Raw genomic sequence first — 7,699 nt, forward strand, 5'->3', positions numbered from 1 at the left:
TCGGTCGAGCCCATGACAATGACCGCCAAAGATGACGAACCATCCGTGTTCGTCATGCCCGGCCTTGTGCCGGGCATCCACGTCTCTCTTTGCTTCGGCTTCGAAAGACGTGGATGGCCGGGCCAAGCCCGGCCATGACGCGAGGGATGCACTGGGAGAAACGCGATGAACATTCAGCAGAGCCGGTATCATGAGGTGTATGCCCGCTCGCTTCGAGACCCCGAGGGCTTTTGGGCGGAAGCGGCGCGCGAGATCGACTGGATCGAGCCGGCCAAGAAGATCTACGATCCATCCACCGGCGCCTATGGACGCTGGTTCACCGGTGCAGTGGTCAACACCTGTTACAATGCGCTGGATCGCCACGTCGCCGGTGGCCGCGCCAGCCAGGTCGCGCTGATCCACGATTCCCCGCTCACCAACACGATCACCAAATTCACCTATGCCGAGCTGCTGAAGGAAGTGCAGGCGCTCGCCGCGGTCATGCAGGATTTCGGCGTGGCCAAGGGCGATCGCGTCATCCTCTATATGCCGATGGTCCCGCAAGCCGTGGTCGCGATGCTGGCTTGCGCGCGGATCGGCGCGGTGCACAGCGTGGTGTTCGGCGGCTTCGCGGCGAAGGAGCTCGCGACCCGGATCGACGACGCCAAGCCGAAGCTGATCTTCTCGGCGAGCTGTGGCATCGAGCCCGGGCGCATCGTGCAATACAAGCCGCTGCTCGACGAAGCGATCCGTCTCGCCGGCACCAAGCCGGAGACCTGCATCATCCTGCAACGGCCGCAGCAGGCTTGCGAGCTCACCGCGGGCCGCGACCATGATTGGGCGACGCTGCGCCGTGCCGCGCTCGACGCCGGCAAGATGGCGCCCTGCGTGCCGGTCGCCGCCACCGATCCGCTCTACATCCTCTACACCTCGGGCACGACCGGAATCCCGAAGGGCGTGGTGCGCGACAATGGCGGGCATCTCGTCGCGCTGAAATGGTCGATGTACAATCTCTACGGCGTCAAGCCCGGCGAGATCTGGTGGTGCGGCTCCGACATCGGCTGGGTGGTCGGCCACTCCTACATCGTCTACGGCCCGCTGATCCACGGCGCGACCTCGATCATGTATGAGGGCAAGCCGGTCGGCACGCCGGATGCCGGCGCGTTCTGGCGCGTGATCAGCGAGCACAAGGCGGTCGCCTTCTTCACCGCGCCGACCGCGTTTCGCGCGATCAAGAAGGAAGACCCCGAGGGCAAGTTCATCCGCAACTATGATCTCTCCAGCTTCCGCACCTTGTTCCTCGCGGGTGAGCGCGCCGACCCGCCGACCGTGGAGTGGGCCGAACAGCAATTGAAGGTGCCGGTCATCGATCACTGGTGGCAGACCGAGACCGGATGGTGCATCGCCGGCAATCCGGTTGGCCTCGGCCAACTGCCGGTCAAGCACGGTTCGCCGACGGTGCCGATGCCGGGCTATCAGGTCGACATCGTCGACGAGGCGGCGAAGCCGGTCGCGGCCGGCACCATGGGCTCGATCGTGATCAAGCTGCCGATGCCGCCGGCCTGCCTGCCGACGCTGTGGCAGCAGGACGATCGCTTCAGGGATGCCTATCTCTCGGAATTCCCCGGCTACTACAAAACCTCGGATGCCGGCTACAAGGATGACGACGGCTATGTCTGGGTGATGGGCCGCACCGACGACATCATCAATGTCGCCGGCCACCGGCTCTCCACCGGCGGCATGGAAGAAATTCTGGCCTCGCATCCCGACGTCGCCGAATGCGCCGTGCTCGGCGTCAGGGATGCGATCAAGGGCGAGGTGCCGTGCGGCTTCCTGGTGCTGAAGGCCGGCGTGACCAAGCCGCCGGATCAGGTCGAGAAGGAAGTCGTGGCGCTGGTGCGCGACAAGCTCGGGCCGGTCGCGGCGTTCAAGCTCGCGATCACGGTGGCGCGGCTGCCGAAGACCCGCTCCGGCAAGATCCTGCGCGGCACCATCAAGAAGATCGCCGATGGCGAGCCCTGGACCATGCCGGCCACGATCGAGGACCCCAAGGTGCTCGACGAGATCGGCGAGGCGCTAAAGGGCAAGGCGTAGGTCGAACGTCTTGGCGTGCTTCGCGCGCATCCGGATCGACCACCCGTGTGGCACCCCTCTCCCTAACCCTCCGCCGCAAGGGGGGAGGGAACCCTGCCGCCGCGGACTCCCTCACCAGTTTTCGGCAGACGAGCCGAAAAAAAACGAAGGAAGTTGTTCGCAAGCGGGAGAGGCGAAGGAACTCTCGGCGAGAGATTGGTGCGAGCGGGCCGTTACGCCGTACCCGCCGCGCGAAACTGCGTCGCGGCGCGTTGCAGATTCTGCGGCATGCTCAGCAGCAACGCCTTGCGGTCGGCGACGGCGTTGTGGAACTGCTCGAGCGCGATGTTGAACGCGGTCAGCGTGCCTTCCTCGATGGCGCCATGCTCGAAGCAGTCGAGCGTATGGCGCAGGATGTCGTCGGCTTCCGCCTGCATCTGGTCGAGTTCCTCGGTCGAATCGCTTTGCCGCGCGGCCTTCAGCATCTCGAGCAGGCGTTCGCGCTGCGAGGTGTTGGTGTTGCGTTCGTCCTGCTTGAGATAGCCGGCGAACCACGCGCCGGCCGAGCCCATCGCCGAGAACGCCATCAGGCTCCACCAGATGTAGTCGCTGTAGCGGTCGAGGAAGGTCTTCTCTTCGCCGTCGACGAAGGCGGCCGCGCCCGGATGCACCGGAATGGTGGCGTCCTTGTCGGTGTCGGGCGTCTCGATCTTGGCGGCAAGCGGGAAGTCGTTCTTGAGCGATTGCCGGATCGCAAACAATTGCCGCGTGAATGCCGCGACGGTTGCGTCCGACAGGCCTTTTCGTGCGACAATGTGATGGGAGAAGCTGATGGTCTTCACCTCATCCTCGGGCCGATCGGCGGAGCCGAGCGAACCCGCCGGAATTTCCGCGGCCTCATAGGCCGGATGATTCTGCGCGATCGCCTCGGAGGCGTCGATCGGAAGGAAGGTCGGCTCGCCGTCCTTGGCCGATGCGGTGATCGCATCGATCGTGACCTTGCTGTTGGCCGGGCCGACCGCGAGATAGGCATCGGCCTTCAGGTTCTTGATGGCGTCGACCGCCTCATTGGCCGGGAATTGCACGATCTCGACCTTCATCGGATCGACGCCGTATTGGGTCAGGATCAGCTTCAGCAGATTGACATTGGCCGGGGTGCGGCCGACGACGCCGATCTTGCGGCCGGCAAGTTGTGCGATCTTGGTGATCTTCGTGGCCTTGCGGCCCTTGCCCTTCGTGGCCGGCGGAACCCACATCACCACGACATTCTTGCGCAGCACCGCGACGGCTTGCGCGTTTTTCGGCACGTCGAGGTCGCCGCGGATAATGGCGAGATCGGCCTTGCCGTCGGCCAGCGTCTGCGCGCTGGCGCTGGCACCCTCGGTCTGCACCGGGCGCAGTTTGACCTGGGTATGCTGCTGGTTGTTGAAGGCCTGCGCCAGCGCCTGCACCACCCGGAGATCGTCGCTGTTGGCCGGCCCGACGGCGATCTTCAGCGTCACCGGACGGACCGCGAAATAATAGCCCGCGGTTATCGCGCCGACGATGGCCAGCGCGCCTGCGATCAAGACGAACATCAGCCGCTGCTTTGCCGAACGCAGCGGCTTGGGCGATATGCTGGCGGAGCCGTCGGTCATCGATCTTGGGTCATCGATCTCGCAAACAATCGTCTGGGCTCAATCTCGCAAAACTACCAATGCGCACACATCCTGGATTTGTAGCAAATTCCTGCACCGACAGATGTTACATCTCCGTCATGGTTACCAGCGGCGATAGGACGCTATTTCGGCCCTAATTTCGGCATGGATCCCACCCCGCAGGCCAGTTGTTAGGTTAAGATCGGCGCCAAACAGGAGACGAGCCCATGGTCGAACGGCTGTCAGCGGAAGCGAGGAAGGCCGCCCTCTGGGAACTGGCCGGCTGGTCGGAGCTTGCCGGACGCGAGGCGATCGCAAAGACCTTCGTGTTCAAGGACTTCAACGAGGCATTCGGCTTCATGGCGCGCGCCGCGCTGGTCGCCGAGAAGAACGACCATCATCCGGAATGGAAGAACGTCTACAAGACGGTCGAGGTCGTGCTGGCGACCCACGATGTCGGCGGGGTGACCAAGCGCGATATCGACCTCGCCAAGGCCATGAACGCGATCGCAAGGCAGCTTGGGGTCAGCTGAGCCGGCTGCGCACAACCTTGCAGCGGCCATTCGACATCCCCAGATTCGGTAGCGTTCGCCGCCGGATCACCGTGCGGCGTCAGGGAACCGTGCGATGGCAACGACCGAACACAGCGTGGGATTTGAGCCTGCCGACCGGCTGGCGCAGGACCGCGAGAGCGTGCGCCGCCGCTTCTGGGTCAAGTTCAAGAAGGTGGTCGCGCGCGTGCCTTTCGCCGAGGATCTGCTGGCCGCGTATTATTGCGCGTTCGACCGGCAGACGCCGCGCCACGTCCAGGCAGCGCTGCTCGGCGCGATCGCCTATTTCATCCTGCCGTTCGATTTCATTCCGGACGTGCTGCCGGTGCTCGGCTTCACCGATGATGCCGCGGTGCTGGCCACCGCGATCCGCATGGTGGCAAGCCACATCACGCCGGAGCACCGCGAAGCCGCGCGCGCCGCGTTGAAGCGCGGCGTGCCTGAAAACGCGGAATAAGTCGTAGCCCGGATTTCGCTACGCTCCATCCGGGCTACACGATCCCCGCTCAGCTACCCGGATGCAGGATGACCTTGCCCATCGCCTTGCGGCCGGCGAGCACCTTCAGCGCTTCTGATGTCTGCGACAGCGGGAAGGTGCGATCGACATGCGAGGAGATCTTGCCCTCGGCGGTCCACTGCACGAGCTTCTCGAGGTTCTTGCGGTTCTTCTCCGGATTCTGCCGCGCCCAGGCGCCCCAGAACACGCCGCGGATGTCGCAGCCCTTCAGCAGCGCGAGGTTGAGCGGGATCTTCGGAATGTCGCCGGCGGCAAAGCCGATCACCAGGAAGCGGCCTTCCCACGCGGTCGAGCGCAGCGCGGCCTCGGCATAGGCGCCGCCGACCGGATCGAACACGATGTCGGCGCCCTTGCCGTTCGTCAGCTTGCGCAGGCCCTCTTTCAGATCTTCCTTGGCGTAGTTCAGCGTCAGCTCGGCGCCGTGCTGCTTGGCGAAGGCGAGCTTCTCGTCTGACGACGCGCAGGCGATCACCTTCAGGCCCATCAGCTTGCCGAGTTCGCACGCGGCAAGTCCGGTGCCGCCGGCGGCACCGAGCACCGCAAGCGTTTCGCCCGGCTTCGGGCTGGCGCGATCTTCCAGCGCATGCAGCGCGGTGCCGTAGATGATGATGATCCCTGCGGCGCGATCGTAATCGAGATTGTCGGGAATCTTCACGATCGTATTCGCCGGCAGCGCGATCTTGTCGCGCGCGCCGTTGTGGCCGCATGACGCAACGACACGGTCGCCGACCTTCAGATCGGTGACGCCGGCGCCGACGCTCTCGATCACGCCGGCGACTTCGGCGGCCGGCGAGAACGGGAACGGCGGCTTGATCTGATACTTGCCCTGGATCATCAGGATGTCGAAGAAGTTCAGCGCTGCCGCCTTGATCGCGATCACGGCTTCGCCGGGACCAGCCACCGGATCGGGCACATCAGTCAGCACGAGATCGTCGGGTTGACAGTATTGCGAGCAGAGGATGGCTTTCATGGACACACCTGAGTTTCGGACGCAGAAAGAGCTGCAGGATTTTGAACTACAAGCTTCATGCCGGATTTGCGGCGGAGCGACAATACAAAGCGGAGGGATCAAACTTTGTTTGAAAAAGGCCTGCTAGCGAAAAAGCGCATCCTGATCACCGGCGGCGGCTCCGGCCTCGGCGCGGCGATGGGCGGGCGCTTCGCCGAACTCGGCGCTGAACTGATCATCTGCGGGCGGCGCGAGACGCTGCTCGAGGAAACCGCCGGCAAATTCCGCAACGAGTTCGGTGCCAAGGTTTCGATCGCGCGCTGCGATATCCGCGACGGCGCCGCGGTCGAAGCGATGATGGATCAGGTCTGGCAGGACGGGCCGATCGACGTGCTCGTCAACAATGCTGCCGCAACCTTTATTGCGCAGAGCGAACATCTGTCATTCCGTGCGGCGGACGCGATCCTGGCGCCGACGCTGCATGGCACGATGTACTGCACGCTCGCCGCCGGCCGCCGCTGGATCGAGGGCAAGCACAAGGGCGTGGTGCTCTCGATCCTGTCGACCTCGACCATCACCGGCCGTGCCTTCACGGTGCCATCGTCGATGGCCAAGACCGCGGTGCTGGCGATGACCAGGAGCCTTGCCGTGGAGTGGGGCCCGAAGGGCATCCGCACCGTGGCGATCGCGCCGGGCGCGTTCCCGACAGCGGGGGCCACCGGGCAGTTGCGTCCCGAAGGGCGCGGCGAGAGCTGGGCGCATCGCAATCCGCTCGGCCGCGCCGGCGAGCATTCCGAGCTTGCCAATCTCGCGAGCTTCCTGATCTCCGATCAGGCCGGCTACATCAATGGTGAGATGGTGGTGCAGGACGGCGGCTCGCATCTGCGCAGTTCAGGTGCCGAGGACCTGCTGCAATGGACCGACGCGCAATGGGAGAGCCAGCGCGCGGCGCGCGCCAAAGGCTGATCACCGACAACAAGCACCAAGGTGCGACAACGCGCGTGCGGCTTTTGGCTGACGCGCGTCCCGGCCTGACTGCCTTCCCAAAAAAGCGTTTCCCGGTTATCCATCCGAGCCGGCGGAGGGGGAATCGCCGGGCCATCTTGCAGTCACAATGATGGGGGAACCAGTTGGCCGTGCGGCAGATTCTGACATCACTGGCGGCTTGTGTCCTGTGCGGGATCATCTCCCTTGCACCGATGCAGGCTGCACCCAAGAAAGATACGGCCAAGGAAGCGGCCAAGCCGGCGCCGTCGGCCGCCGCGGCTGCGGCCGGTGGCGCGGAGCCGACGCTGATCGGACAGTTCGGAACCTGGGGTGCGTACACCGCCTCGCCGAACGGCAAGAAGGTGTGCTTTGCGCTCGCCAAGCCGTCGTCGTCGAAGACCAACCCACCGAATCGGCCCCGCGATCCGGCCTATGCCTTCATCTCCACCCGTCCGGCGGAGAAGGTCGTCAACGAAGTCTCGATCATGATCGGCTACACCGTGAAGCCGGGCTCGGAATCGACGCTCCAGGTTGGCGGCGGAACCTATGCGATGTACACGCAGGGCGACGGCCTCTGGATCAAGAATGCGGCCGAGGAGGAGCGGATGGTGGAAGCCATGCGCAAATCGGCCGATCTGACCGTAAAAGCCGTCTCGGCGAAGGGTACCGAGACGATCGACAGCTTCTCGCTGAAGGGCCTGGCGCAGGCGCTCGACCGGCTGGGGCAGGACTGCCGGCGGTAGGACACGAAGACCCGCCTGAGTGACGTCAAATCGAGGTATTTGGAGGCTTTCCAGCACCGGCTGGAAGGCCTATTTGAGGTTTCATGACCGATACAGTGACCACGACAGCCGTGTCCGGTGCCAATGCGCTGGTCGAAAAGGTTCCGCTCGAGACCTATGTGCCGCCGGCCAAGCCGTCGCTGATCGGCCTGTCGCACGCCGAGATATCGGATCGCCTGGCCGAGATCGGCGTGCAGGCGTCGCAGCGCAAGATGCGCACCCAG

The 7,699-nt window shown here is 64.5% G+C and carries 7 protein-coding genes and 1 pseudogene; 6 read left to right on the forward strand and 2 right to left on the reverse strand.

The window, feature by feature from the left end:
• Positions 1-165: 165 nt before the first annotated feature.
• Positions 166-2,073, forward strand: coding sequence for a propionyl-CoA synthetase (locus B2W55_RS03770; RefSeq protein WP_024579074.1), 1,908 nt, complete (start codon positions 166-168; stop codon positions 2,071-2,073).
• Positions 2,074-2,285: 212 nt separating this feature from the next.
• Here the strand turns inward: B2W55_RS03770 and B2W55_RS03775 are convergent, their stop codons facing one another.
• Positions 2,286-3,689, reverse strand: coding sequence for a TAXI family TRAP transporter solute-binding subunit (locus tag B2W55_RS03775; protein ID WP_100555037.1), 1,404 nt, complete (start codon positions 3,687-3,689; stop codon positions 2,286-2,288).
• A gap of 227 nt (positions 3,690-3,916) precedes the next feature.
• Between B2W55_RS03775 and B2W55_RS03780 the strand changes: the two genes are divergently transcribed.
• Together B2W55_RS03780 and B2W55_RS03785 are read left to right on the forward strand one after the other, a co-directional pair.
• The gene (locus B2W55_RS03780; protein ID WP_024583172.1) at positions 3,917-4,222 is read left to right on the forward strand and encodes a 4a-hydroxytetrahydrobiopterin dehydratase; all 306 of its coding nucleotides are present in this window, start codon (positions 3,917-3,919) and stop codon (positions 4,220-4,222) included.
• A 94-nt stretch (positions 4,223-4,316) separates the two neighbouring features.
• Entirely contained in the window at positions 4,317-4,697 is a 381-nt protein-coding gene (locus B2W55_RS03785; RefSeq protein WP_024583173.1) for a YkvA family protein, read from the forward strand.
• A 49-nt stretch (positions 4,698-4,746) separates the two neighbouring features.
• Here the strand turns inward: B2W55_RS03785 and B2W55_RS03790 are convergent, their stop codons facing one another.
• Positions 4,747-5,727: an NADPH:quinone oxidoreductase family protein gene (locus B2W55_RS03790; RefSeq protein ID WP_024583174.1), complete on the reverse strand. Its 981-nt coding sequence runs from the start codon at positions 5,725-5,727 to the stop codon at positions 4,747-4,749.
• Positions 5,728-5,832: 105 nt separating this feature from the next.
• Between B2W55_RS03790 and B2W55_RS03795 the strand changes: the two genes are divergently transcribed.
• From B2W55_RS03795 to B2W55_RS03805, 3 genes and pseudogenes are all read left to right on the forward strand, one after another.
• Complete coding sequence (locus B2W55_RS03795) at positions 5,833-6,672, forward strand: SDR family oxidoreductase (RefSeq protein ID WP_024583175.1); 840 nt, start codon at positions 5,833-5,835, stop codon at positions 6,670-6,672.
• Positions 6,673-6,842: 170 nt separating this feature from the next.
• Positions 6,843-7,436, forward strand: coding sequence for an invasion associated locus B family protein (locus B2W55_RS03800; RefSeq protein WP_043855219.1), 594 nt, complete (start codon positions 6,843-6,845; stop codon positions 7,434-7,436).
• Between the two features lie 83 nt (positions 7,437-7,519).
• Positions 7,520-7,699: pseudogene (locus B2W55_RS03805) on the forward strand (23S rRNA (adenine(2503)-C(2))-methyltransferase RlmN); the annotation flags it as partial.

The sequence above is a fragment of the Bradyrhizobium sp. UBA2491 genome (assembly GCF_002341725.1).
Lineage (GTDB): Bacteria > Pseudomonadota > Alphaproteobacteria > Rhizobiales > Xanthobacteraceae > Bradyrhizobium.

Bases quoted from the DNA above. Each gene is read 5' to 3' on its own strand.
- B2W55_RS03770 (WP_024579074.1), top strand. From the start codon at position 166: ATGAACATTCAGCAGAGCCGGTATCATGAGGTGTATGCCCGCTCGCTT.
- B2W55_RS03775 (WP_100555037.1), bottom strand. From the start codon at position 3,689: ATGACCGACGGCTCCGCCAGCATATCGCCCAAGCCGCTGCGTTCGGCA.
- B2W55_RS03780 (WP_024583172.1), top strand. From the start codon at position 3,917: ATGGTCGAACGGCTGTCAGCGGAAGCGAGGAAGGCCGCCCTCTGGGAA.
- B2W55_RS03785 (WP_024583173.1), top strand. From the start codon at position 4,317: ATGGCAACGACCGAACACAGCGTGGGATTTGAGCCTGCCGACCGGCTG.
- B2W55_RS03790 (WP_024583174.1), bottom strand. From the start codon at position 5,727: ATGAAAGCCATCCTCTGCTCGCAATACTGTCAACCCGACGATCTCGTG.